Origin of the sequence: Nocardiopsis synnemataformans (assembly GCF_965343085.1) — a bacterium.
GTDB lineage: Bacteria > Actinomycetota > Actinomycetes > Streptosporangiales > Streptosporangiaceae > Nocardiopsis > Nocardiopsis alborubida.
In genome coordinates this window covers 25,364-48,127 of the sequence record NZ_CBDRFA010000012.1, presented here as the reverse complement: position 1 = coordinate 48,127, position 22,764 = coordinate 25,364, and the positions used below count along the sequence as shown (strand labels likewise).

29 protein-coding genes are annotated in these 22,764 nt (G+C 71.0%); 27 read left to right on the top strand and 2 right to left on the bottom strand.

Annotated features, from left to right (window positions below):
* Positions 1–35 precede the first annotated feature (35 nt).
* From ACSIH6_RS09205 to ACSIH6_RS09195, 3 genes are all read left to right on the top strand, one after another.
* Positions 36–764, top strand: a complete 729-nt coding sequence (locus tag ACSIH6_RS09205; protein ID WP_435107808.1) for a hypothetical protein — start codon at positions 36–38, stop codon at positions 762–764.
* A gap of 313 nt (positions 765–1,077) precedes the next feature.
* Positions 1,078–1,614: a hypothetical protein gene (locus tag ACSIH6_RS09200; RefSeq protein ID WP_435107807.1), complete on the top strand. Its 537-nt coding sequence runs from the start codon at positions 1,078–1,080 to the stop codon at positions 1,612–1,614.
* Positions 1,615–1,736: 122 nt separating this feature from the next.
* The gene (locus ACSIH6_RS09195) at positions 1,737–1,904 is read left to right on the top strand and encodes a hypothetical protein (RefSeq protein WP_435107806.1); all 168 of its coding nucleotides are present in this window, start codon (positions 1,737–1,739) and stop codon (positions 1,902–1,904) included.
* A gap of 12 nt (positions 1,905–1,916) precedes the next feature.
* Here the strand turns inward: ACSIH6_RS09195 and ACSIH6_RS09190 are convergent, their stop codons facing one another.
* Positions 1,917–2,297, bottom strand: a complete 381-nt coding sequence (locus ACSIH6_RS09190) for a hypothetical protein (RefSeq protein ID WP_435107805.1) — start codon at positions 2,295–2,297, stop codon at positions 1,917–1,919.
* A 134-nt stretch (positions 2,298–2,431) separates the two neighbouring features.
* Here ACSIH6_RS09190 and ACSIH6_RS09185 point away from each other — a divergent pair, with 134 nt between their 5' ends.
* The 24 genes from ACSIH6_RS09185 to ACSIH6_RS09070 all read left to right on the top strand — a co-directional run bounded on the left by ACSIH6_RS09185 (position 2,432) and on the right by ACSIH6_RS09070 (position 21,839).
* Positions 2,432–2,803, top strand: a complete 372-nt coding sequence (locus tag ACSIH6_RS09185) for an HNH endonuclease signature motif containing protein (RefSeq protein WP_435107804.1) — start codon at positions 2,432–2,434, stop codon at positions 2,801–2,803.
* Between the two features lie 148 nt (positions 2,804–2,951).
* On the top strand, positions 2,952–3,440 hold the full coding sequence (locus tag ACSIH6_RS09180) for a phage terminase small subunit (protein WP_435107803.1): 489 nt from the start codon (positions 2,952–2,954) through the stop codon (positions 3,438–3,440).
* Positions 3,424–5,085: a terminase large subunit domain-containing protein gene (locus ACSIH6_RS09175; protein WP_435107802.1), complete on the top strand. Its 1,662-nt coding sequence runs from the start codon at positions 3,424–3,426 to the stop codon at positions 5,083–5,085. Before ACSIH6_RS09180 ends, ACSIH6_RS09175 begins: the two co-directional genes overlap by 17 nt.
* Positions 5,086–5,091: 6 nt before the next feature.
* A complete protein-coding gene (locus ACSIH6_RS09170; protein WP_435107801.1) occupies positions 5,092–6,618 on the top strand; it encodes a phage portal protein in 1,527 nt (508 codons plus the stop codon).
* A complete protein-coding gene (locus ACSIH6_RS09165; RefSeq protein ID WP_435107800.1) occupies positions 6,615–7,625 on the top strand; it encodes a VG15 protein in 1,011 nt (336 codons plus the stop codon). Before ACSIH6_RS09170 ends, ACSIH6_RS09165 begins: the two co-directional genes overlap by 4 nt.
* On the top strand, positions 7,622–8,410 hold the full coding sequence (locus ACSIH6_RS09160) for a hypothetical protein (protein WP_435107799.1): 789 nt from the start codon (positions 7,622–7,624) through the stop codon (positions 8,408–8,410). Before ACSIH6_RS09165 ends, ACSIH6_RS09160 begins: the two co-directional genes overlap by 4 nt.
* Before the next feature lie 43 nt (positions 8,411–8,453).
* Complete coding sequence (locus tag ACSIH6_RS09155; RefSeq protein ID WP_435107798.1) at positions 8,454–9,692, top strand: SU10 major capsid protein; 1,239 nt, start codon at positions 8,454–8,456, stop codon at positions 9,690–9,692.
* 10 nt (positions 9,693–9,702) lie between these two features.
* Entirely contained in the window at positions 9,703–10,296 is a 594-nt protein-coding gene (locus ACSIH6_RS09150) for a head-tail connector protein (RefSeq protein ID WP_435107797.1), read from the top strand.
* 14 nt (positions 10,297–10,310) lie between these two features.
* Positions 10,311–10,643 (top strand): hypothetical protein, encoded by a 333-nt coding sequence (locus ACSIH6_RS09145; protein WP_435107796.1) that lies wholly within the window; start codon positions 10,311–10,313, stop codon positions 10,641–10,643.
* Positions 10,640–10,981 (top strand): head-tail adaptor protein, encoded by a 342-nt coding sequence (locus ACSIH6_RS09140; protein WP_435107795.1) that lies wholly within the window; start codon positions 10,640–10,642, stop codon positions 10,979–10,981. The genes ACSIH6_RS09145 and ACSIH6_RS09140 overlap by 4 nt, the downstream gene beginning before the upstream one ends.
* Positions 10,981–11,352: an HK97-gp10 family putative phage morphogenesis protein gene (locus tag ACSIH6_RS09135; protein ID WP_435107794.1), complete on the top strand. Its 372-nt coding sequence runs from the start codon at positions 10,981–10,983 to the stop codon at positions 11,350–11,352. Before ACSIH6_RS09140 ends, ACSIH6_RS09135 begins: the two co-directional genes overlap by 1 nt.
* 10 nt (positions 11,353–11,362) lie before the next feature.
* Positions 11,363–11,761, top strand: a complete 399-nt coding sequence (locus ACSIH6_RS09130; RefSeq protein ID WP_435107793.1) for a DUF3168 domain-containing protein — start codon at positions 11,363–11,365, stop codon at positions 11,759–11,761.
* Between the two features lie 2 nt (positions 11,762–11,763).
* Positions 11,764–12,192: a phage tail tube protein gene (locus ACSIH6_RS09125; protein WP_435107792.1), complete on the top strand. Its 429-nt coding sequence runs from the start codon at positions 11,764–11,766 to the stop codon at positions 12,190–12,192.
* Positions 12,192–12,407, top strand: coding sequence for a hypothetical protein (locus ACSIH6_RS09120; RefSeq protein WP_435107791.1), 216 nt, complete (start codon positions 12,192–12,194; stop codon positions 12,405–12,407). The genes ACSIH6_RS09125 and ACSIH6_RS09120 overlap by 1 nt, the downstream gene beginning before the upstream one ends.
* On the top strand, positions 12,391–12,792 hold the full coding sequence (locus tag ACSIH6_RS09115) for a phage tail assembly chaperone (protein ID WP_435107790.1): 402 nt from the start codon (positions 12,391–12,393) through the stop codon (positions 12,790–12,792). The genes ACSIH6_RS09120 and ACSIH6_RS09115 overlap by 17 nt, the downstream gene beginning before the upstream one ends.
* A gap of 41 nt (positions 12,793–12,833) precedes the next feature.
* A complete protein-coding gene (locus ACSIH6_RS09110; protein ID WP_435107789.1) occupies positions 12,834–13,163 on the top strand; it encodes a phage tail assembly protein T in 330 nt (109 codons plus the stop codon).
* 20 nt (positions 13,164–13,183) lie between these two features.
* On the top strand, positions 13,184–15,412 hold the full coding sequence (locus ACSIH6_RS09105) for a phage tail tape measure protein (protein ID WP_435107788.1): 2,229 nt from the start codon (positions 13,184–13,186) through the stop codon (positions 15,410–15,412).
* A gap of 27 nt (positions 15,413–15,439) precedes the next feature.
* Positions 15,440–15,820, top strand: a complete 381-nt coding sequence (locus ACSIH6_RS09100) for a phage tail fiber protein (protein WP_435107787.1) — start codon at positions 15,440–15,442, stop codon at positions 15,818–15,820.
* Positions 15,821–15,834: 14 nt separating this feature from the next.
* Positions 15,835–19,545 carry a hypothetical protein gene (locus ACSIH6_RS09095; RefSeq protein WP_435107786.1) on the top strand — a complete coding sequence of 1,237 codons (3,711 nt, stop codon included), beginning with the start codon at positions 15,835–15,837 and terminating at the stop codon, positions 19,543–19,545.
* Positions 19,546–19,564: 19 nt separating this feature from the next.
* Positions 19,565–20,038, top strand: coding sequence for a hypothetical protein (locus ACSIH6_RS09090; RefSeq protein ID WP_435107785.1), 474 nt, complete (start codon positions 19,565–19,567; stop codon positions 20,036–20,038).
* A gap of 13 nt (positions 20,039–20,051) precedes the next feature.
* Entirely contained in the window at positions 20,052–20,300 is a 249-nt protein-coding gene (locus ACSIH6_RS09085) for a hypothetical protein (RefSeq protein ID WP_435107783.1), read from the top strand.
* On the top strand, positions 20,297–20,671 hold the full coding sequence (locus ACSIH6_RS09080; RefSeq protein WP_435107781.1) for a hypothetical protein: 375 nt from the start codon (positions 20,297–20,299) through the stop codon (positions 20,669–20,671). Before ACSIH6_RS09085 ends, ACSIH6_RS09080 begins: the two co-directional genes overlap by 4 nt.
* A gap of 61 nt (positions 20,672–20,732) precedes the next feature.
* Positions 20,733–21,590, top strand: a complete 858-nt coding sequence (locus tag ACSIH6_RS09075; RefSeq protein ID WP_435107780.1) for a peptidoglycan recognition protein family protein — start codon at positions 20,733–20,735, stop codon at positions 21,588–21,590.
* A gap of 3 nt (positions 21,591–21,593) precedes the next feature.
* The gene (locus ACSIH6_RS09070; RefSeq protein WP_435107778.1) at positions 21,594–21,839 is read left to right on the top strand and encodes a hypothetical protein; all 246 of its coding nucleotides are present in this window, start codon (positions 21,594–21,596) and stop codon (positions 21,837–21,839) included.
* Positions 21,840–22,237: 398 nt separating this feature from the next.
* Here ACSIH6_RS09070 and ACSIH6_RS09065 read toward each other — a convergent pair whose 3' ends face one another.
* The gene (locus ACSIH6_RS09065) at positions 22,238–22,723 is read right to left on the bottom strand and encodes a ribbon-helix-helix domain-containing protein (protein WP_435107777.1); all 486 of its coding nucleotides are present in this window, start codon (positions 22,721–22,723) and stop codon (positions 22,238–22,240) included.
* Positions 22,724–22,764 lie beyond the last annotated feature (41 nt).

The window sequence follows — 22,764 nt, the reverse complement described above, 5'->3', positions numbered from 1 at the left end:
CACCCGCCGACCACCATCACCGACCCGGGGGACCGATGACCAACCGCCACCACCCGTGCAACCTCTGCGGACGCCCCAGCGGCGACAACGCCCCCTGCTGCACCACGTGCGCCGCCCGCGCCGTGAAGGCACTCGGACAGGTCGCCGACTGGCTCGCCAGCGACCTGGTGACCGCCACCGCGAAGCAGGTCACCCTCGGCACCGGCCAGTCCGGCGGCAAGCCCACCAAGGCCAGCGAGGCCCCCATGCCCATCGACCTCCGCGCCAGCGAGGCCGCCGCCGTGCTGCGGTCCACCCTGTCCACCTGGGTGCGTCTCGTCCACGCCGCTGCCCGACCCATCGCCGGGCCCGCCTGCCGCACCTGCACGCACCGCACCTGCCGGGCCGCCCGCATCGCCCACCTGCCCAACGACACCACCGCCGCTATGGCGGCCTGGCTCGCCCCCGTCGTCACCCAGCTCCGCGCCGCACCGTGGGGCGCCGACCTGGTGGACGAGATCATCTCGGCCGTCGAGCAGGCGACCCGTGCCGTCGACCGGCCCATCCGGTACGTGCCGCTCCCCGACGCCTGCCGCATGACCACTCTGGACGGCGAGACCCCGCGCGTGTGCGGTGGGGCCCTGCGTGCCGTGGTCGCCCCGGGCCTGCCGATCGACGGGCAGGTTCGCTGCGCCGTGTCCCGGGACCACACGACCACGACCGAGGTCGAGCAGAAGGCGAGGCGACGCGCCGCCCGGGTGGCCGCCCGACTTGCGCGGACTTGACAAACCTGGAATCCTTCGGTGCAGGATGGCGAGAGCTTTCCGAAGACGCCAGGCCCCGACACCAACAGGTGCGGGGCCTTCGTCATGTTCAGACCCGCCCGGCGGTCCACGCTCAGCCGCCGGGCGCCCCACGTGCCCTCTGCCGCTCCAGCCCGCACACGCCGCCTGGACCCGCGAGGGCACCGCCCGCCCCTAACGTCCGCGCTGCTGGGGGGTCGCGCTGACACGGGGCAGGGCCAGCCCCGGCCGACCGACATGAGGGTGACGGTCGGCCGGGGCACTTCCACCCCCTCATGCCCTCCTGGAGGAACCCATGGCACGCCTGCGTACCCTGCACGTCGGCACCCGCACGGTCGGCGACGTCACCGAGGACCAGCACATCCTCGTCCTCGACGGGCTCACACCCGACCAGCTCCAGCACGACTTCGAGACGCACGACGGCTTCCCGCCGATTCTCGCGTTCGGGTTCGACGTCGACCTGCCCGGCGTGGACCCCGCCCGGTGGGTCATGCCGACCCGCAAGCCCGACCAGGACGCCCGCATCGTGCTCGTGCTCGGCCGGACCTCCATCGACGCCAGTTCTCTGGCGGACCAGATTCAGCAGGTAACGAAGGACGAATTGGAGGTGTGCATCCTTGCTGTTGCGCGCCTCCCCGGCCTTCCGCCCAGCCTCCCGCCGGGACTGATCAGCCCCGTTGTCGTCCGCACCCCCGAATACGTGGCCCTCCCCGACGACCACGAAGGCAAAGCCCGCATCGAGGAGGAGTTGCGCCGCGTCGACGCCAAGCGGGCCCCCGCCGACCTCACGCGGGAGACCTTCGACATCGTCGGTCCACCTCACCGGGCCTGAAGACCAGCCCAGCGGCGCCCCTTCCCGCTGCTGGGCTTCCCCACGTCCCGTTCTGGTCCGCGCTTCGCTGGGGGGTAGACGCGCGGGCCAGAACGGGGCACCCCAACACCCAGGAGGACGCCGTGGCCGAGCCCCAGACCGCCGAGACCGCACCCACCCGTGACGAGTGCATGGCCTCCGCCGCCCGCCTCCTGCGCTGGGCCGAAGCCGAGACCGACCTGGCCAAGATGGGCCAGTTCGATGACCTCGCCCAGACCTGGATCAACCTCGCCAGCCTCCACGACGACTGACCCGGGCGCGCGCTACTCGAAGCACTCCAGGTCCACCGCAGGCCAGTCCTCGCCGTCCTCCGGCACGACCGACCCGCCCGTGAGCGCCTGGGACGACTGCTCGTCCTCCACCCACCGGGCCCGGCACACCACCGTCCCCGCGTCCGCCTCGGCGACGACCTGGACGTTGTGCTCGCCTTCCCAGCCGTCCGACTCCTCCGCGATGACCTGGTCGATGATGGCTTCCGCCCCGGCCGCGTCCACGCCCTCGGACAGCACCTCCGTCATCCGGCCTTCCTGCGCGAGCACCTCATAGGCGGGAGCGTCCGCCTCGGGCGCCGTCTCCTCCTGGCTGCCGCACCCGGCCACGGCCAGGGCCACCACGGACACCACACACACCAGACCACGCCGCACGGGGCACCTCCACGCCACAGGGGATAGACGCCGCCAGTACACCCCACCCCGCGCACCACACACGCCCATGTGGCCAGCACAGGCCACCACGTGAACCGTGCGCCCTGTTTGCGCGTCAGGAGGCCCCCACCCCCATGCCCAAACGCCGAGCACTCCAGGTGTGCCCCACCCCCGGGTGCCCCACCCTCACCCCCTCCGGCCCCTGCCCCTCCTGCCAGGCCAAGCGCAAGCGGGCCCGCCGCACCTCAGCACAGGCCGGATACGACGCCCGCTGGTACCGCACGCAACGTGCCTACCTTCGCGCGAACCCGTGGTGTGAGTGCGTCGAACACAGCCAGCAGCCGTGGGTCATGCGACCACGCGCCACCGAAGTGCACCACAAGGACGGGCTCGGACCGCTCGGACCGCGCGGCCACGACCCAGACAACTTGCTCGCACTCACCAAAAGGTGCCACGCGCGCATCACCGCACGCGAACAACCGGGCGGGTGGAACGACAGAGAGTGAAACCCCCGGGGGGTGACCCCCTGGGGGGGTGGGTGCTCCGGGGCGCCGGGGAGGGCGCCGAGAAGTCGGTCAAGTTCAAAAGGTCCCCGCCCTCACGCACGGTGACGGGCATCGGATGCCGCGCAACGCGGTGACAGGGGGTGACAGCATGCCGAGTGGAGGAGCCCGCGCCAACCCTGGGCCGCCGCCGGACCCGGCCGCGCTCCGGCGCAACCGCAAGGAAGACAAGTCCGGATGGTCCACACTCCCCGCCGCGGGCCGCACCGGCCCCGTGCCGGACTGGCCGCTGGTCGACGTCGAACCACGCGAGTGGGACCTGTGGCGTGAGGTGTGGGCCCGCCCCCAGGCGGTGATGTGGGAGCGCCTCGGTCTCGACATCGAGGTGGCCCTGTTCGTCCGGACCCTGGCCGAGGCCGAGATGCCCCAGCCGCGCGCGGACGCCGCCAAGCTCACCAAGCAGTACATGGAGTCGCTCGGTCTGACCGGCCCCGGCCTGCTCCGGCTGCGGTGGCGGATCGGCCCCGTCGAGCAGGAGACCCCCGCCGAGGAGACCGTGGAGCAGCCGAAGAAGCCCGCGCCGCGCCGCAAGTCCGCGCGGGACCGGCTGAAGGTCGTGCCCCATGGCGAAGGGGCCTAGCCGGACCGCCGCGGACGCTTTCGTTGTCGACTTCCCCACCCTGTGGGTCGTGCCGGACTGGATGGAGTCCCACCTGCCGGTGCCGGGCGGGTTCCGGGCCGGTGAGCCCATGGAGCTGTACCCGTGGCAGCTGTGGTGCACCGTCAACCACTACCGGGTCAAGCCGGGCGCGACCTGGGGGCAGCGGTCCACCGCGTTCCACTACCGCCGCAGCCAGATCGTGGCCCCGCAGAAGACCGGCAAGGGCCCGTGGTCGGCTGGGATGACCCTGAACGAGATGGTGGGCCCGGCCGTTTTCGCCGGGTGGGCTAAGGGCGGCGAACGCTACCGGTGCTCCGACCACGGGTGCGAGTGCGGATGGTGGTACCCCTACCAGCCGGGCGAACCCATGGGCATGCCCTGGCACGACCCGCTCGTGCAGATGCTCGGGTCCTCCTCGGACCAGGTCGAAACGAACGTGTACGGGCACCTGAAAGCGATGGTGCGGGGCGGACCGCTGGCGGACCTACTGACCGTGGGCGAGGAGTTCACCCGCATCCTGACCGGCGACGGTGGAGGCCGCGCCGACGTCGTCACCAGCTCCGCACGGAGCCGTCTCGGCAACCCGATCGTGTTCGCCCTCCAGGACGAGACCGGCACGTACACGGTCCCGAACAAGATGATCGGCGTCGCCGAAGCCCAGCGCCGCGGCCTCGCCGGCATGTCGGGTCGGGCACTGGAGACCACAAACGCGTGGGACCCGTCCGAGGACTCCACGGCCAGGCGCACCGCCGAGTCCCGGCAACGCGACATCTTCCGCTACCACCCGCAAGCCCCGAAGGGCTTGAGCTACGCCAACAAGCGGGAACGCCGCCGGATCCACCGGTACGTGTACGCCGGGTCTGACCATGTGGACCTGGACGCCATCGAGGCCGAGGCCGCTGAACTCCTGGAGAAGGACCCCTCCCAGGCGGAGAGGTTCTTCGGGAACCGGTCCGTGTCCGGCACCGGGGCGTGGCTGGCCGGGGAGGCCTGGGCGAAGCGGGCCAAACCGCGGCCGCTCCGGTACCGCGAACGGATCGTGCTCGGCTTCGACGGGTCCGACATCGACGACTGGACGGCGTTTCGGGCGGAGACCCTGTCCGGCTACCAGTTCACCCCGACGTATGGGCCGGACAAGCTGCCGACCATCTGGAACCCGGCCACCTACCCGGACGGGCAGGTGCCGCGCCTGGAGGTCGACGCCGCCCTGGACGAGATCATGCGCCGCTACGACGTCGTCCTGCTGTATGCGGACCCGCCGTACTGGGAGACCGAGGTGGATGCCTGGGTCGACAAGTACGGCGAACGCAAGGTCATCCGGTGGCAGACCCGCCGGATCGTGCAGATGCACGCCGCGTGCGAGCGCCTGAAGACCGACGTGCTGAAGAAGGACTCCGACTTTTGGCACGACGGGTGCGAGATCACCGCCGACCACGTCGCGAACGCCCGCGCGGCCGCGAGGCCGGGTGACCGGTACGTGCTCCGCAAGGCCTCGGAGCACCAAAAGATCGACGTCTGCGTGACCAGCATCCTCGCTCACGAAGCGGCCGGTGACGCCATCGCCGCAGGTAAGGCCCGCAAGAAGAAGAACTACATCTACACCGGATCCATGACCAGGAGGTGAGCAGCTGTGACCGAGACGGCCGTCGAACTCGACGTGCTCATGACCGACGACGCGAGGCAGGCGCTGCTGACGATGCAGCGGCTCGCCTCCGAACTCCGGTTGCGTCAGCCCCGCATCGAGAACCGCATGTCCCACTTCCGGGGCGAGCAGCCGATGCTCTTCGCGTCGGAGCAGTTCGCCGAGTACATGGGCGACCGCTTCCAGGGGTTCTCCGACAACTGGTGCCCCGTCATCGTGTCCACCCCGGCTGAGCGCATGGACGTCCTCGGTATCCGATTGGACGGCGACCAGCTGCGCCCCGACGCGGAGATGGGGCGGGTGTGGCGCACCAACGAATGCGAACGCGATTCCTCGGAGGCGTTCGTGGTCGGCCTGGCCGCGTCCCGTGCGTTCGCGCTGGTGTGGGGGGACGACGACGACCCCGAAACCCCCGTCATCACCTGGGAGCGCGCCGAACAGGCCATCGTGTCCTACAAGCCCGACACCCGCCGCCCCATCGCCGGACTGAAGCTGTGGGACGACCAGGACGCTGGGTTCGAGTACGCGACCCTGTACACCCGCGACCGCGTGTGGAAGTTCCAGCGCAAGGGCTCTCAGCTCGCTGTGCAGAACGAGCCGCGGCTACCGGTGGACCCCACCGGCGGGTGGGAGCCCCGCCACCCGGCCAGTGACGACACCTGGCCCATCACCAACCCCATGGGTGCTGTGCCGCTGGTGGAGCTGCGCAACCAGACCCTGCTGGACGACGCGCCCCTGTCGGACATCGACGGGGTCATCGCCATGCAGGGCGCGATCAACCTCATCTGGTCCTACCTGATGAACGCGCTGGACTTCGCGTCGCTGCCGCAGCGGGTCGTCACCGGCGCCGAAGCCCCCATGCTGCCGATCCTCAACGCCGAAGGCGAGGTCGTCGGCGAACGCCCGGTGGACCTGAACGGGCTGATGAAGGAGCGGATCCTGTGGGTGCCCGACGAAACCGCGACCATCGGCGAGTGGTCCGCCGCCCGCCTGGACGTCTTCTCCGCGGTGATCGAGCGCGCTATCGAGCACATCGCGGCCCAGACCCGCACCCCGCCGCACTACCTCATCGGCAAGGTGAGCAACCTGTCCGCGGAGGCGCTGACCGCCGCCGAGACCGGGCTGGTGTCCAAGGCCCAGGAGCGCATCACCTACTTCACCCCGGGCATCCGCCGCATCTTCTCGCTGGTGGCCGCCGCCCAGAACGACCCCGCCCGCGCCCGCGCCGCCCTGTCCGCGCGCATCGTGTGGAAGGACCCCCAGTTCCGGGGCCTGGCCCAGAAGGTCGACAGCCTGGTGAAGCTTCGCCAGATCGGCATGCCGCTGGAGTGGATCCTGGAGGAGTACGGCCTGGAGCCGTCCGAGGTGTCCCGGGTCATGGGCATGCGCGATCGGGAGCTGGCGATGGACCCGCTCGGCGGGTTCGCTGACACCCTGGCCCGCACGGACATCCCCGCCGCCCCGACCGGGCCCGCCCCGGCCGAGGAGCCGGACGGCGAGGAGCTGGAGGAGTGACCGCCCCAGCCGCCGCCCTGGCCCAACGCGCCCACCAGGAACGCCTGGCCTCCCAGGCCGGACGCGCCACGGACCGGCTGTGGCGCCAGGTCGACCCGAACAACATCGGCGAGTCCTGGACGCGGCTGCTGCCCAACGCGACCACACTGCTGGCCACGCTCCAGCTGACCGCCGCACTCGGGTCGGCCGAGTACCTGGACGAACTCCTCGGCGTGGCCGCCCCCGCGGTGGCCGCCGTCAACGCGGACGCGTTCTCCGGTGTGGCCTCGGACGGCCGCGACCTGCCGACCCTGCTCACCCTGCCCGCGATCACCACCCTGGGCCGCATCCGCCAGGGCGACACCCCGACCCGGGCCCTGGCCGCCGGGCGCTGGCAGCTGGACACCCTGGTGCGCACCCAGGTCCTGGACGCCGGACGCGCCGCCGAGCAGGTGGGCACGGCCGCCCGGCCCCGGGTGGTGGCGTACACGCGGGTGGTCTCGTCCGGGGCGTGCGGCCGGTGCGTGGTCCTCGCGGGCCGCGAGTACGCCTGGTCCGAGGGGTTCGCCCGCCATCCCCGGTGCGCGTGCCAGACGGTGCCGCTCCGCCCCGGCCAGCACCTGACCGGCACCGACCCGGCCGAGGCCTTCAACGCCATGTCGCGCGAGCAGCAGAACCGGTCCTTCGGGGTGCACAACGCCGCAGCGATCCGCGCCGGAGCCGACATCGGCCAGGTCGTCAACGCGAGGCGGGGCATGATCGCGCCCGGCGACCGTAGGGCTGGCCGCCGCTACACCACCGAGGGCACGACCCGCCGCGGTCTGGCCGGGCAGCGACTGGGCGACATCGCCCGCGCCCCCGGGCAGCGCTACGCGACTTCGCGCCGTCCCCGGCTCACACCGGAGGCGATCATGCGCGATTCCCGTGACCGCCAGCACGCCCTGGAGCTGCTGTACGAGCACGGCTATCTGATGGACCCGCCCGCCCCCGCAACGAGGGCGGCAACACCCGCAACGGGAGACCGATGATGCACGACACCACCGAGGCCCTGCCCGTCCACCCCTACACCGGCCTGACCGCGCTGGCGGTGCTGCCCTCCGGCCGCATCGTCTGGCCCGTCATGGGCGGCGACGGCACCAACGACGCCCCCGGCAACGGCGACCAGGGCGACCAGGGCAACGACCAGGGCGACGCCGACAGCGACGACGGGGACGCAACGTCCCACGACGACAACGACGGCCAGGGCGACGCCGACGACACCGACGCCGACCCGGAAGGCGCCGACCAGCTCGGCGACGCAGGCAAGAAGGCGCTGGACGCCACCAAGGCGAAGTGGAAGGCCGAACGCGACAAGCGCCGGGAGGTGGAACGCCAGCTCGCCGAAGCCACCGCCAAGAAGGACGGCGACGGCCCGGACCCGGCGGTGGCCGCCGAGCAGGCCGCGATGGCCAAGGCGAACAGCAGGATCGTGCGTGCGGAGGTGCGCGCGGCGGCCGCGGGCAAACTCGCCGACCCCAAGGACGCACTGTCCTTCCTGGACCTGGACGGCTTCGAGGTCGGGGACGACGGCGAGGTCGACGCGGACGAGATCGCCGACGCCATCGCTGACCTGATCGCCCGCAAGCCCTACCTGGCCGCCGACGCCCAGCCGCGCAAGCGGTTCCAGGGCGGCGGCGACGGAGGACAGGGCCGCGGTTCCCAGGCCAAGAGCATCGACGCCCAGATCCGCGAGGCCGAGGCCAAGGGCGACATCGCCACCTCCGTGCGACTGAAGCAGGTCAAGCTCGCCCAGGCCGCCAAGAAGAGCAAGTAACCCGCCCGGCCTGTGCCGGGACCAATGAGAAGAGGAGACCCCGATGCCCGGAATCACCGGCATGGGCACCACGTACAACCTCCCCAACTACGTCGGCGAACTCTTCGCCGTCACCCCCGAGGACACCCCGTTCCTGTCCGCGATCGGCGGGCTGACCGGCGGCCGCCCGGCCAACGCCACGCACTTCACCTGGTCCGGGTACGACCTGCGCGACGCCGCCACCGACCGGCAGCGCGTCGAGGGAGCCGACGCCCCCACCGCCGAGGCCCGCGCCCGTTTCGCGGTGATGAACGTCGTGGAGATCCACCAGGAGACCGTCTCCACCAGCTACACGAAGCAGGCCGCGACCGGCCAGTTCGGTGACATCGGCGCCGCCAACCCCAACGTGCAGGGCGTGTCCGGCGCCAACGCCGTCACCAACGAGCACGGCTGGCAGGTCACCCAGGCCCTGAAGCAGATCGCGAGGGACGTCGAGGCGACTTTCGTTGCCGGGACGTTCCAGGACCCGACCACGAACGCCACCCCGCGCCGCACCCGCGGCCTGCTGGAGGCCATCACCACCAACGCCGTTGACGCCAACGACGGCACCGCCGACCAGCCGCTCACCGAGGACATGGTCCTGAACCTGATGCAGGACGTGTGGACCTCGGGCGGTATCAGCGAGTCCGAGACCGCCACGATCATGGCGAACGCCTGGCAGAAGCGTCAGCTCACGAAGATCTTCATCACGGACCGGGGCTTCCAGGAGCAGACCCGCAACGTGGGCGGGGTGAACCTCCAGACCATCGAGACGGACTTCGGCCGCCTGAACATCATGCTCCACCGGTACATGCCCGCGAACTCGCTGGCCGTGGCCTCCCTGGAGCAGTGCGCGCCGAGGTTTTTGCCGATCCCGGGCAAGGGCTTCTTGTTCCAGGAGGAGTTGGCCAAGACCGGCTCCGCCGAGCGCACCCAGATCTACGGCGAGATCGGCCTGGAGTACGGCAACGAGCGCGCCCACGGCAAGATCACCGGCCTGGCCACCACCGCTGCCGCTGCCGCTGCCGGAACCCTGGCGTCCAGGTCCTTCGCCGTCACCGGCTTCCCCAACACCGACCAGGACCAGAGCGACCAGGGCGACGCCGACGTCGAGCAGGACCAGGGCGACGGCGCCCCCAAGCGCCCGGCCAAGACCGCGCGCCGCGAGGACTGGGAGGCCTACATCCTGGCCACCTACGACGTCGACCCGTCCGAGGTCGCCGACATGACCAAGGCCCAGCTCCAGGAACTGGCCGCGGAGTAGAGGGGGCACTGTGGCGCTGGACCCGCTGGCGACCATCGCCGACATGGAAGCGCTCGGCGTCACGGTCGCCACCGACGAAACCCAGGTCGTGGAGCGGTACCTGGTCGTGGCCTCCGGTGCGGTCAGGGCCGCGGCCGGATGCTCCATCAGCCAGACCACGGACACGGTGGTGCTGGCCGGGCAGCGGGAGGAACGCCTACCGCTGCCCGGCCCGCCCATCACCGCCGTGGACGCCGTCCTGCTCGACGGCGAGGACGCGGCCGGGTGGCGGCTCTCCCGCCCCCGCGCGTCCCTGTACCGCACCTGTGGGTGGGGCACCGACCGCACCGAGGTGGAGGTCACCTACACCCACGGCCTGCCCGTGGTGCCGACCGACATCGTGGACCTGGTGTGCCGCATCGCCACGTCGGCGCTCATCGCCTACCGGTCCGAGGACGACGGCGGCGGCCTGGCCGCCGGGGACGTGCGGTCCGAGCGCATCGGCGACTACTCCGTGGCCTACGGAGACGACGGGCTCATCACCGAGATGGAGCTACCCGACTACCTGCGCGCCCGGCTGCGGTCGCGCTTCGGCGGCGGCGCCCACGTCGTCCGCCCCCAATGAGGAAGGACTGACCCATGGCTGTACTCACAGCACAGGACGCCCCGGTCGCCGGACTGGACACGGTCTCCTGGACCCCGGCGTCGGCCGGTGGCGACGAAGCACCCACCGGCACCGGCATGGTGCTGCTCGTGCGCAACGACGACGCGTCCGCGCACACGCTCACCCTGGCCACCCCGGGCACGGTCCGCGGTATCCCGGTGCAGGACGTCGACGTCACCATCCCGGCCGGGGAGGTCGCGGTGGTGCCGCTGTCGTCGGTGTACCGGAACCCGGCCCTTCGCCGGGCGGCCCTGTCCTGGGACGGGGTGACGTCGGTGGACGTCGCCGTGGTGCGACTGCCCCGATGAGACGCCGCACCATCGGCCACCGGCTCAACGCCCGGCTGGCCCTGTGGCGGCGCACGTCGGTGCCGGACGGGTCCGGCGGGCAGACCACCACCTGGACAGAGGTCGGCCCGATCCGGTGCCGTCTCTCCCAGCCGTCCGCTGCGGAGCGGGTGGCCGCCCGCCAGGCCGGGGCCGACCACACCCAGCCGGTGTACTTCAACCCCGGGGCGGACGTCCAGCGCGGGGACGAGCTTCGCCGGGGCGGGCAGGTTTGGCGGGTGGCCGCCACGGTGGTGCCGTCCGAGGCGGTGTACCTGCGAGCCGACTGTGAGCTGATCCAACCCGAAGGCGGTGGCTGATGGCGAAGGTCACCGTGAAGGGCCTCAAGCGCCTGGAGAAGCAGCTGCGGTATCTGCCTGATCAGATCTACGACGGGTGCCGGGACGCCACCACCGAGTCCGTGACGGCCGTGTACAACGGCATGCGCTCCCGTGTGCCGCGCGCGTCCGGGATGCTGCACGGCGCGATCGGCCGCCGGGTCATCGGGGCGCTACGCGGCAGGGTCGGTGTGATGGGTGCCGCCCGTGCCTGGTGGGCCGCCCTGGTCGAGTTCGGCACCAGCCGCACCGCCGCCCAGCCGTTCGCGCTCCCGGCCGCCGAAGCCGAAGCCCCCGAGTACCCCAAGCGGCTCCGACGCCACGTCGGCTCCGCCCTGGACAAGCTCAGATAGGGGGTGACCCGTGGGAGTGCGCCCCGCCGCGGGGATCCAACGCGCCCTGTACGAGCGCCTGGCCGGCGGCCTGTCGTGCCCGGTCTACGACTACGTGGACGAGACGGCCGCCCACCCCTACGTGACGATCGGTGAGATCTCCACCGAGTCCGCCGACAACACTCACGACGGGCTGGGCCGGGACACCACCATCTACCTGCACGTGTGGTCGAAAGAGCGCGGGTGGTCCCAGGCCAACGGGATCGCGGACGAGGCGACCACGCTCGTGGACCACCAGCCGCTCACCGTCGACGGCCACCACACGGTCAGCGTGCGCTTCGAGTTCGGCCAGAACATCCGAGACGAGAATCCGCAGATACGCCACGTCGTCCTGCGGTTCCGCATCAACACAGAACACGAACAGGAGTAGCCATGGCAGGACGCGATGGCTTCGGCGTCAAGCTCGAACGCGAAGCGACGCCGGGCCTGGAGGACTACGAACCGGTCGGCTCCATGACCAACCTTTCCGGCCCCGGCACCAGCCGGGAGGAGATCGACGTCACCGCCCACGACAGCCCGGACGGGTGGCGGGAGTTCATCTTCGGCCTGAAGGACGGCGGCGAGGTGTCCGCGGACATCAACTACGACCCCGTCATGCACGACCCGCTCACCGAGGACTACGAGTACTCCGACCCGCGCGGGTACCGGGTGACCTTCCCCGACCCGGCCGCGACCACCTGGACGTTCCAGGCCGGGCTCACCGGCTTCGAGCCGGAAGCGCCCCACGACGACAAGCTGGCCGCGTCCCTGACGTGGAAGGTATCGGGCAAGCCGACCCTGTCCAGCCTGGAAGCGGTCTGATGCCCGCCGACCGCATCACCGTGACCCGTCAGGGTCTGCACGCGAGCGTGGTCGTGGACGGGGTGGAGATCCCCGGTGCCGCGATCCGCCGCGACTCCGTGGTCGTCCCCGTCGACCCCGACGAGATCCCGACCGTCACCCTCACCCTGATGGCCCGCAACGCGCAGGCCACCAACACCAGCGAAGGAGACACCCCTCATGGCACTGCTCGGTAAAGACGCCATCCTCGGCGCCCAGGACGTACAGCACGAGGACGTCCCGGTGCCCGAATGGGGCGGCACGGTGCGCGTCGTCGGCCTGTCCGCCGTCGACCGCGACGCCTACGAGACCATGGTCAGCGCCGCCACCAAGGGCGACGCCGCCGCACTCACCCGCCTCCAGAACTTCCGCGCGAAGCTCGTGGTCAAGGCCATCGTGGACGACAAGGGTGAGCGGGTCTTCGCCGACTCCGACGCCAAGGACCTCGGTAAGAAGTCCGGCAAGGTCATCGACGAGCTTTTCGGCCACGTGCGCCGCCTGTCCGGCATCGGCAAGGACGCGGTGGAGGAGGGAAAAGAGCCCTCCGACAGCGCCCAGAACTCGCCTTCCAACACCGACTAGCGGGCTACCTGGGCAAGTCCGTCGCCGAGACGCTGCGCAGCATGTCCTCGGCGGAGCTGACCCGGTGGATGGCCTGGGAGCAGATCAGCGGACCGATCGGCCAGCAGCGCGACGACCAGCTCTTCGCACTGCTGGCCGCCGTCGTGTCCAACGCCAACCGCGGCAAGGGCCGCAAGGCCAAGCCGAAGGACTTCCTGCCCGACTGGGACCGCGAACGCGGCACCTCCTGGGAGGAGCAGCTGGCCGCCGTCCGCGACGCCAACCGCGCCCTGGGCGGCGAAGAGGAAATCCGGCACGCGGACGGCCGCACTACCCGCATCGCCTCACACAAAGCTGACCAGCCGAACCGTATCCGCCGACGTCGGCGGTAACTCCTGAAAGGGGGTGTCCCATGGCCACCCTCCAGGAGCTGATGGTGGAGATCGGGGTGGACGCCAAGGGCGTGGAGTCCGGCGCCCAGCAGGCCACCCGCGCCGTGAAGTCCGCGTTCGATGACGTCCAGCGTGACGCGGAGCAGCTCGGCGTCACGCTGGAGGGAATCGGCACCACCGCCGGACTCGTCACCGGCGCCGCCCTGGGCGGTGGCATCACCGCGGCCCTGGACATCGGGTCGGCCAACGCGAAGCTGACCGCCCAGCTCGGCCTCACCGCGGACGAAGCCGCACGGGCCGGGGAGGTCGCCGGCGCCGTCTACTCCGACGGGTTCGGGTCCTCCATCGGCGAGGTCAACACCGCCTTGCAGGGCGTGCACACCAACATCGGCGGCCTGTCCACCTTCACCACCGGCGAGCTGGAAGAGATGTCTACCAGCGCGCTCGCGTTGGCCACCACCTTTGACCAGGACGTCAACCAGGCCACCGTCGCCGCCGGGCAGCTCATGAAGACCGGGCTCGCGGCCGACGCCACCGAGGCCTTCGACATCCTCACCGCTGGGTTCCAGTCGGGCGCGGACCGGTCCGGGGACCTGCTCGACACCGTCACCGAGTACTCCACCCAGTTCCGGTCCATGGGCCTGTCCGGCGAGCAAGCGATGGGGCTCATCTCCCAGGGCCTCCAGGCCGGTGCCCGCGACGCCGACACCGTCGCGGACGCCATCAAGGAATTCTCGATCGAGGCAGTGGCCGGGTCAGACCGGGTCCGCGGTGGCTTCGAGTCCCTGGGCCTACCTGCGGACGAGCTTTTCGCGAAGATCAGCGAGGGCGGAGACTCCGCGACCGAGGCCCTGGACATCACCCTGGACGCCCTGCGCGACGTCGAGGACCCGATGCAGCGCGACGCCATCGCAACCGAGCTGTTCGGCACCAAGGCCGAGGATCTGGCGGACGCCTTGTACGCCCTGGACCCGTCCACGGCCAGCCTCGACAACGTGTCCGGGTCCGCCCAGGGCATGGCCGACACCCTGGCCGATGACCCCGCCCAGCAGTTCTCTTCGTCGATCCGGTCCCTGACCACGGACCTGGCCGCCGGGCTCGGCCCAGCCCTGTCCGACGTGGCCGGGTGGGTGTCCGACAACCAGGGCGCGATCGCTGGGATGGCCACCGCGATCCTGCTCATCGCCGGAGCGGCAGCCGCGGCGACCGCCGCCCTGAAGATCTACCAGGGCATCATGCTCGCCGTCCGCGTCGCCACCCTGGTGTGGACCGGCGTGCAGTGGTTGCTGAACGCCGCGTTCTGGGCGAACCCGATCACGTGGATCATCGCTGGGATCATCGCGCTCATCGCCGTGGTCGTGCTGATCATCGTGTACTGGGACGAGATCGTGGCCGCCACGCTCTTCGCCTGGGAGTGGATCAAGAGCGCGCTGGCCACGGCCTGGGCGTGGATCAAGTCGACCGCCGCCACCGTGTGGGAGGCCATCAAGTCGTTCTTCGTGGGGCTGTGGGAGTCCATCAAGTCCGGTGTCGCCTCGGCGTGGGACTGGATCACCGGCAAGATCAGCGGCGCGTGGGAGGCCATCACCTCGAAGGTCACCGGCGCCATCGAGTTCGTGAAGTCGACGATCTCCACAGGCTTCAACACCGCGAAGAACCTCGCGATCAACGCCGTGATGGGCATGCACAAGCGGGTGGTGTCCACGATCGCCGGGATGATCGGGTTCGTGCGGTCCATCCCGGGCCGGATCCGGTCTGCCTTGGGCAACCTCGGGTCGCTCCTGTTCAACGCCGGTAAGAACGTCATCCAAGGGCTGATCAACGGCATCAAGTCGATGCTCGGGTCGCTGTCGGGGACCGCGTCGGAGATGGCATCGACCATCCGGAACAAGTTGCCGTTCTCCCCGGCGAAGGAGGGCCCGCTGTCCGGGTCGGGTGCTCCGGAGCTGTCCGGCGCGAAGATCGCGGAGAACATCGGGGACGGCATCCTCGGCGAGCTGGCGCGCATCGACCGCATCGCCGACCAGTTGATGTTCCCGTTCGATGACCGGGTGACCGCTACGGCGACCCGGGCCCCGTCCCTGCCGTCCTTGTCCGCGTCGACGGTGGCGGCCACTCAGCGCGGTGGGCAGGGCGGTCAGACCCTCACGCTCGACGTCACCGGCGCCGACGAGGAGTGGAAGAAGCTCATGCGCAAGATGGTCCGCACCAACGGCGGCGGCTCCGTCCAGGCCGCCTTCGGCCAGTAGCCGCACGACCAGAGAGGAGGGCCCGTCGTGGCCTTCACCAACGCCTTGTATCACCCGATGCTGTCCGCCGCCGCGACGACCGCCGTGGAGGCCTCCCTGCACATCGCTGACCCCGGCAGCACCGGAGCTTCGGAGGTGACCGGCGGCGGCTACGCCCGACAGCCGGTGGCGTGGCAGCCCCCCGCTGACGGGGCCATCCGGGCGACGGACGCGATCGTGTTCGACGTGCCCAGCCTCGGCAGCGGGGAGATCACCCACGTCGGCCTGTGGTCCTCAGCCGGGGCGTGGCTGGGCGGCATCCCGGCGGCGGTTCCGCAGCCCTACCCCAGCCCCGGCACGGCCACCGTGGAGCCGCTGACGCTGGACATGGCGACCGGGGTTCTGGCCGCGTCCATCAGCTCCGAGTAGGAAGGGGGCACGCCATGGCCGTGGTCTGGGCCAATAGCTTCGACGGCACGCCGGGGACCTCGGTCACGGTCGCCAACTCGGCGGCCTACGGCGACCCCATCGCGGGGATCCGCAACAACGCCCCCGCGAACGCCGTGCGCTACGGCGACCAGGCCGTGATGGGGCGGTCGTCCCTGCGCCTGGGCACGGACACCGGCAGCCCGCACGGCGACGTGTGGCTGTACAACCCGGCCGCCGCCGTGAACGCCTACTCGATCTCGTTCTACCTGCTGCTCCGCCAAGGCACCTGGTACCGGGTCCGCGACGCGAACGTCATCACCGAGTTTTACCTGGCCACCGAGTCCCGCCAGTACCTGCTGGGCACCCACGCCATCCCGGCCGCGGTGATCGAGGACAACGTGGTCGGCAACTGGGTGCGGGTGGAGATCAGCGCGACCCTGGAGCGGATGGCGTACCGGCTGTACTGGACCGACATCCACGGCCAGGGCGCGCCCGACTACGAGTACTCCGAACAGCGGGCGGCGGGCAGCACGGTCGGCCAGCTGTACACCCAGGGCGCCGGGATCTCCTCCGCGCCCACCCCCTACGTCGACCAGATCCGTGTCGGTGAGGGCGAGTGGCTGGGCCCCTGGCCGACCCACCACCAGCTGTCCGCCGCAGGGGTGCTGCCGCTGGCGGGCACGGCGGACGTGACCGCGGACCTGGCCCCCGGCACGATCGTCGCCGAGGGGACGCTGGCGGTGGCCGGAGCCGCGACGCTCTCCCGGCACGCCACCGTGTCTGCCGCCGGGGCCCTGGCCGTGGAGTCGGGCGACGCCGGGGTGGTGCGCAACGCTCTCCTGCCGGTGTCGGCGACGCTGCCGCTGGCGGCCCCGCCGGTGGAGATCGCCGCCTCCAGGCCGCCGACGTTCCCGCCCCTGCTCACGGTCGAGCTGGGGGTCGACGGCGAGTGGGTGCCGGTCACGGGGGACGTGCGCGTGTCCGAGGATTTGCTGATCCGCCGGGGTCGGGCCGATGAGGCGGCGCGCGCGGACCCGTCGTCGCTGTCGCTGCTGCTCAACAACCGCCACGGCCGCTACTCGCCGAGGAACCCGCTCTCGCCGTACTACGGGCTCATCGGCCGCAACACCCCCGTGCGGGTGAGGGCGGCCGACCTGCCCGACCCCGGCGTCACCCTGGTCCGCGACAGCTTCGACCGGGCCACCACGGAGACGTGGGGCACGGCCGACACTGGCCAGACCTGGGTCCGCTCCAGCGGCGGCCCTGACGACTTCTGGACCACCCCCGGCGCGGGCTACATGAAGGCCGACAGCGTCGCCGTCAACGTCCGCACGATCACCACCAACACCATCCCCGGGGACATGGATGTCACCTGGTCGTTCCAGCTGTCCGAGCTGCCCACCGGGGCCCTGTCGGGCGCCACGTACTGCAACCTCGGCCTCCGCCACCAGGAGGGCCTGGACGCGCTGTACGTGGGCGTGGCCGTGAGGGCTTTCTCCGGCTCGCCGGACGGCCGGTGCTACGTCAGCGGGGATGTACGTCAGCGGCTCGGCGGCCAGGACACCCAGCTGACGCCGCCCGACACGATCGCCCCCGTGTCCTACGCCGTGGGCGAGTGGGTGCGCTGCCGTCTGCTGGCGGTGGGACCCGAGGTCAAGCTGAAGGTGTGGGCGGATGGTGATCTGGAGCCGGAGCCGTGGCTGGGGCAGGCCTACACCACCGCGATCACCGGGCCCGGCCCGATCTCCTTCGGAGGCTTCGTCACCGCGGGTGCGGACACCACCCCGATGCCCACCGTCGTGGCGGTGCGGGACCTGACCATCCGCACCCCGGTCCCCGAGGACACAGGGGTGCGGTTCGTCGGCGAGATCAGCAGCTGGCCGCCCCGGTGGGACCTGTCCGACTCGGACGTGTGGGTGCCGATCCAGGCGTCGGGGATCGGCCGGCGCCTGGGCCAAGGGGCGAAACCCTTGCAGTCCTCGCTCCGGCGGGGCATCCCCGGGTACCGGCCGCTGGCGTACTGGCCGCTGGAGGACGGCCAGCTGTCCACCCAGGCCGCCGAGGTCACCGGGCACACCGGGCCGCTGACCACCAGCGGGCTGACCTACGCGGAGGACGACACGCTCATCTCGTCCGGGCCGCTGCCCAAGGTGCGCCCCGGCGCTCGTCTGCTGTCCGGCCCCATCCCGTCCGTCGACAGCGGCGCGTGGGAGGTCGACATGCTGTTCCGGCTGGAGGAGGCCACCGAATCCACCACGGACCAGATGCTGCTCGACGTCACCACGTCCACGATGCGGGCGTGGGTGATCACCCGCCGGTGGACTGATGGGCGCCCCATCATGGTGCTGAACATCCGCGACCTGGACGGCGCCGAGTTGGCCACCCCCGCGTCGTTCTACATCGACGCGACGCAGCCCCCGGTGGTGCTGGGCCAGTGGAACCGGCTCCGCCTGCGCTCCTACACGACCGGGTCGGAGTGCACCACTGAGGCCCAGGTGCTCGACTTGAGCAGGTCCACCGGGGCCTACCGGGGCGGGTGGCGTACCTACACGCACGGGCCCGGCGTGGGATCACCGGCCCGGATCGACACCCGGTTCGGGACGGAGCTGGGCGACCTGTCGATCGGGCACATCACCGTGTGGGGCAGCCACCTGGCGACGGCGTACTTCCTGGCTGGCAACGGGTATGCGGGGGAGACGGCTGCGGACCGGCTCTCTCGGCTGTCGGTGGGCGAGCAGGTGCCGGTCCTGGTGGTCGGGGACGCCGACACGGAGCTGGGACCGGAGCCGGAGGGCACGTTCCTGGACGGGGTCGGGGCGGCGATGGACGCGGACCTGGGCGTGCCGGGTGAGCCGAGGGACGCGCTGGGTCTGCTGTACCGGGCCCGCAAGGACCTGTACAACCGCCAGCCGGTCATCACCTTGGACTACACCGCCGGGCACATCTCGGATCCGGTCGAGCCCGTGGACGACGACCAGCAGCTCAGGAACGACATCGAGGTCAAACGCGACCACGGCAGCAGCTTCCACGTGGTGGACGAGGACGGCCCCCTGGGCGTGAACACGGTCGGCCGCTACGACGAGTCCGTGACCCTGTCCCTGGCCTCGGACGGCCAGCTCGCCGACCAGGCCGGGTGGCGCCTCCACCTCGGGACGGTCGATGAACTGCGCTGGCCGACCATCCGGGTCAACCTCGCCAACCCCCGCATGCGCGAGCACATCCCCGCCCTGCTCGGACTCGACGCCGGAGACCGCATCCGCATCCTCAACCCCCCGCACTGGACCCAGGCCCAGGACCTGGACCTGATCGTGCAGGGCTACGAGGAGAGGATCGGCGCGTTCGCGTGGGACTTGACGCTCACCTGCACACCGGCCTCGGCGTGGACGGTGGGTGTGGTCGCCGAGTCGGCCCCGGCCGAGGTGGACCCGTCCGCCCCGGACCGCGCCGACACCAGCGGCTCCGTGCTGGCGTTCGACATCGACCAGGAGGAGACGCACCTGCCGGTGTCCACCACCTCCGGCCCGCCGTGGACCACCAGCGCGGAGGACTGCCCGTTCGACATCACGTGCGGGGGCGAGGTCATGCGGGTCACCCAGGTCGTCGGCGATGGCAGCACCGGGTTCCCGCAGTCGCTGATCTGCCAGCGCTCCGTCAACGGAATCGTCAAGCCGCACGCGGCGGGCACGGGCGTGCGCCTGGCCCAGCCCGCGATCGTGGCCCTGTAGAGAGAGGAGGTGATCGCCCGTGGCCGACTGGCTCGCCGGGCAGCGCATCACCGCCGAGAGGCTCCGAGCCGGACAGGGAGTGTGGCAGCCCTACACCCCGTCCTGGACGGCCGCGACCACCAACCCGAGCATCGGCAACGGGCAGATCATCGGCCGCTGGATGCAGGTCGGCACGACCGTGGACTTCATGCTCCGCATCGTGGCGGGGTCCACCACGTCCTTCGGCAACGGCCCCTACGACTTCGGCCTACCCGTCCCGCCGAGGAGCTGGGGCGCCGGGTCCAACCTCGGCGCGGTGGGACAGTGCGTGATCCAGATCGACAACCACCGGTACGGGTTCGGGGTGCTTCTGTTCTCCACCGGCCTTGTGCGTGTCGCGGACAGCAGCACCTCCGGCCTGGGCAACAACTCCGCCCAGAACGTCGGACACGACGGCCACCCATGGGGAGACGGCGACCTGCTGTTGCTCTCGGGTCGGTACGAAGTTACCTAGAAAGCGAGACACCATGTCGCACACGTGGCAGTTGCAGCCTCTGGACTACAACAACACGCCTCCGTTCTACGACGGCGAGTACACCGTCTCCGGTCAGCACCCGAACGGAGTGGACCGCGGAGAGGTGGACGTGAAGCTGGGTGGCATTGGCGACCCCACGCAGATCGTCGTGGCCATCCAGGACGTCCTCGCCTCGGCCGGGTTCACCGACGTGCAGGTCGTTCGGGGCTACTCCGGCACGTACACCCTCGTCGAAGAATGAGCCCCGCAGAGGAAGGGGGCAGCGCCCTGGCCGACATCCACCGCGTGGTCGAGGTCGGTCTGACCGCCGTGAACGGTCGGCTGGACGTCATCATCGAGCGCCTGGAGCACCAGGACCGCCGGGCCGACCAGCACGAGGCGGCGCTGGCCGTGCTCGATACCCGGCTCGACGGCATCGACCGGGCCATGGCCACCCGCGAGGACATCGACAGGGTCACGACCCGGGTCAGCGCGCTGGAGCAGACCGCCGTGACCCACACGGACATGGACGCTCGCGGGCGTCGGACGATCAGCATCGTCGCCCTGGTCGTGACCGGCATCGGCATCCTGGTCGGCACGTTGACCACCGTGATCATCACGCTGACCACCTGACCTAAACCACACCCCTGGGCCCCGGTTTCATGCCGGGGCTTTCGCATGCCTGGAGGCACCTTTGCCCCGACCACCGAAGTACGTGTCCCGGTCCGATCTGGGATGGGGGTCCTCGCCCGCGACCCGGGCCAATCCCCGATCCGGACTGGTCATCCACTACGACAGCGCCGACCAGGGGCTGGCCCGCAAGGACCACGCGGCCTGCCTGAAGTACTGGCGCGACACCCGCTCCTTCCACACCGGCCCCTCCCGCGGCTGGGCCGACATCGCCTATTCGTTCATGGGCTGCGCCCACGGCTACGTCCTGGAAGGCCGGGGGCTGTACAAGACCCAGGCCGCGCAGCCGGGGGGCAACACCTCGCACTACTCGGTGACGCTGGCCACCGGCCCGACCGACGTCATCACCCCGGAGCAGATCAACGCGGTGCGGGCGCTCCGCCAGTGGCTGATGGAACCGGACACCTCGATCGCCGGAACGGTGCTCGGCCACCGCGACTTCATCTCGACCAGCTGCCCCGGCGATCGCGCCTACGCGCTCGTCGAGGACGGCACATTCGAACAGCCCCCCGGGGCGATTACGGAGGTAAACGACATGCTTGGACTCGCGATCGGCAGCGAAGGGGAGGCGGTCAAGCTGCTTCAGCTCAGGACCATCCGGGCGGGCTTCGGCGACGCCCTCGGGTCGGCCGGGGCCGATGGCGTCTACGGGGAAGGCACCGCCGAGGCCGTCCGCCTGTGCCGGAAGTACGTGGGCAGCAAGGCGCTGGCCGGGTACGGCGACAAGATGACCGCGCACGCCTGCGACCAGGTGGAGGCCGCCGTCACCAAGCGCGCGCTGGCAGGGATCACCGGTGGTGGTGGCGGGGAGCTGCCCGCGGAGGCCACCATCTCCGGCACCGTGAAGCTGAAGGGAGCCTGACCCATGACGCACGCCGCTTCTTCCCCGACCCCGGGCAGCGCCGCCGAGACCCGCCAGGACGCGCGCTCGCGCGGGTGGCGCACCGCCGCACAGGGCGCCCTGGCCGCCATCCTGGTGGCGGTCGCCGCCGTCGTCGCCGACGTGGTCGTCCCCGGTGAGGTCATCGACTGGCCGACGCTGGCCGCGGCCGCGGGGACTGCTGCGCTCACCGCTGTGGCGGCCTGGGTGCAGCGCCGCCTCGGCCGGTAGGCCTCCGCACACACGGAACGCCCCGCCCCTCCCAGTCCGGGAGAGGCGGGGCGTTCTTTGCTGTGTCCTGGAAGGACCATCCCCGCGTGCGCCGGGAGCACTCGACGCTAGTCACTACTCTGCTACCCACATCAGGGTCACCCCCGCGTGCGCGGGGCTTGTGCCTCGTCAACGACCACGACCGGCCCATCCCCGCGTGCGCGGGGCTTCGGCGTACACGACCTGAGCCGTCACCACCTATGGGACCACCTCCGCCTGCGCGGAGCCTTGCCCTCAAAACAAACACGCACAAGGGCCACCCCCGCACGAGGCGGGGAACCAGGCGATGAACTACCCGCCCATCTGCTGCCCCTGGGGGCGCCCGGTACGAGGACCGTACCGCACCGGGCGCCCCGCCGTCAGCCGCTCTGGGAAACCCCCGCGTCGAGCAGGTAGGAGGCCACCGCCGCGCGGATCAGCTCTGCGCGCGAGGTGCCCCGCTCCTCGGCCAGCACGTCCAGGCGGCCGATGTGCTCGGGGGGCAGGTTCACCTTGACCGGGTCGCCGGTGGAGGGGCGGCCGCCGGGGGCGCGCTCCTCCTCCACCGGCCCCCAGTACTGCTCGACCGCGTTGTCGTCGCCGTTGATGATCAGCCACTCACGGGCCTCTTCGTCGGTGACGTACTCCCAGATGGGTTCTTCGCCCCGCCACTGCGACTGGGTGAGGCGCACCCACCGGCCGCCCTTGGTGCGGTACAGGTGCTGGTGGCGGGTGCCGTCCTTGAGGTGGACGCACGCCATGTTGTCGCCGTCGAACTCGCGGACGCCCTCGAAGCGGGTAGCCGATTCCTGGTCGAACCAGCCCTGAACGGTGCCGTCTGCGTCTCTGACCATGATGCGGGTCATCGTGTCCTCCACGTGCGTGTCTATGCTGATGGGGGGTGCCC

Excerpts from the sequence above, each read along its gene's own strand:
- ACSIH6_RS09175 (WP_435107802.1), top strand. The coding sequence starts at position 3,424 with ATGGCGAAGGGGCCTAGCCGGACCGCCGCGGACGCTTTCGTTGTCGAC.
- ACSIH6_RS09135 (WP_435107794.1), top strand. The coding sequence starts at position 10,981 with ATGGCGAAGGTCACCGTGAAGGGCCTCAAGCGCCTGGAGAAGCAGCTG.
- ACSIH6_RS09200 (WP_435107807.1), top strand. The coding sequence starts at position 1,078 with ATGGCACGCCTGCGTACCCTGCACGTCGGCACCCGCACGGTCGGCGAC.
- ACSIH6_RS09145 (WP_435107796.1), top strand. The coding sequence starts at position 10,311 with ATGGCTGTACTCACAGCACAGGACGCCCCGGTCGCCGGACTGGACACG.
- ACSIH6_RS09180 (WP_435107803.1), top strand. The coding sequence starts at position 2,952 with ATGCCGAGTGGAGGAGCCCGCGCCAACCCTGGGCCGCCGCCGGACCCG.
- ACSIH6_RS09095 (WP_435107786.1), top strand. The coding sequence starts at position 15,835 with ATGGCCGTGGTCTGGGCCAATAGCTTCGACGGCACGCCGGGGACCTCG.
- ACSIH6_RS09140 (WP_435107795.1), top strand. The coding sequence starts at position 10,640 with ATGAGACGCCGCACCATCGGCCACCGGCTCAACGCCCGGCTGGCCCTG.
- ACSIH6_RS09155 (WP_435107798.1), top strand. The coding sequence starts at position 8,454 with ATGCCCGGAATCACCGGCATGGGCACCACGTACAACCTCCCCAACTAC.
- ACSIH6_RS09085 (WP_435107783.1), top strand. The coding sequence starts at position 20,052 with ATGTCGCACACGTGGCAGTTGCAGCCTCTGGACTACAACAACACGCCT.
- ACSIH6_RS09070 (WP_435107778.1), top strand. The coding sequence starts at position 21,594 with ATGACGCACGCCGCTTCTTCCCCGACCCCGGGCAGCGCCGCCGAGACC.
- ACSIH6_RS09115 (WP_435107790.1), top strand. The coding sequence starts at position 12,391 with ATGGCACTGCTCGGTAAAGACGCCATCCTCGGCGCCCAGGACGTACAG.
- ACSIH6_RS09185 (WP_435107804.1), top strand. The coding sequence starts at position 2,432 with ATGCCCAAACGCCGAGCACTCCAGGTGTGCCCCACCCCCGGGTGCCCC.
- ACSIH6_RS09205 (WP_435107808.1), top strand. The coding sequence starts at position 36 with ATGACCAACCGCCACCACCCGTGCAACCTCTGCGGACGCCCCAGCGGC.
- ACSIH6_RS09110 (WP_435107789.1), top strand. The coding sequence starts at position 12,834 with ATGTCCTCGGCGGAGCTGACCCGGTGGATGGCCTGGGAGCAGATCAGC.
- ACSIH6_RS09120 (WP_435107791.1), top strand. The coding sequence starts at position 12,192 with ATGCCCGCCGACCGCATCACCGTGACCCGTCAGGGTCTGCACGCGAGC.
- ACSIH6_RS09080 (WP_435107781.1), top strand. The coding sequence starts at position 20,297 with ATGAGCCCCGCAGAGGAAGGGGGCAGCGCCCTGGCCGACATCCACCGC.
- ACSIH6_RS09125 (WP_435107792.1), top strand. The coding sequence starts at position 11,764 with ATGGCAGGACGCGATGGCTTCGGCGTCAAGCTCGAACGCGAAGCGACG.
- ACSIH6_RS09160 (WP_435107799.1), top strand. The coding sequence starts at position 7,622 with ATGATGCACGACACCACCGAGGCCCTGCCCGTCCACCCCTACACCGGC.
- ACSIH6_RS09065 (WP_435107777.1), bottom strand. The coding sequence starts at position 22,723 with ATGACCCGCATCATGGTCAGAGACGCAGACGGCACCGTTCAGGGCTGG.
- ACSIH6_RS09105 (WP_435107788.1), top strand. The coding sequence starts at position 13,184 with ATGGCCACCCTCCAGGAGCTGATGGTGGAGATCGGGGTGGACGCCAAG.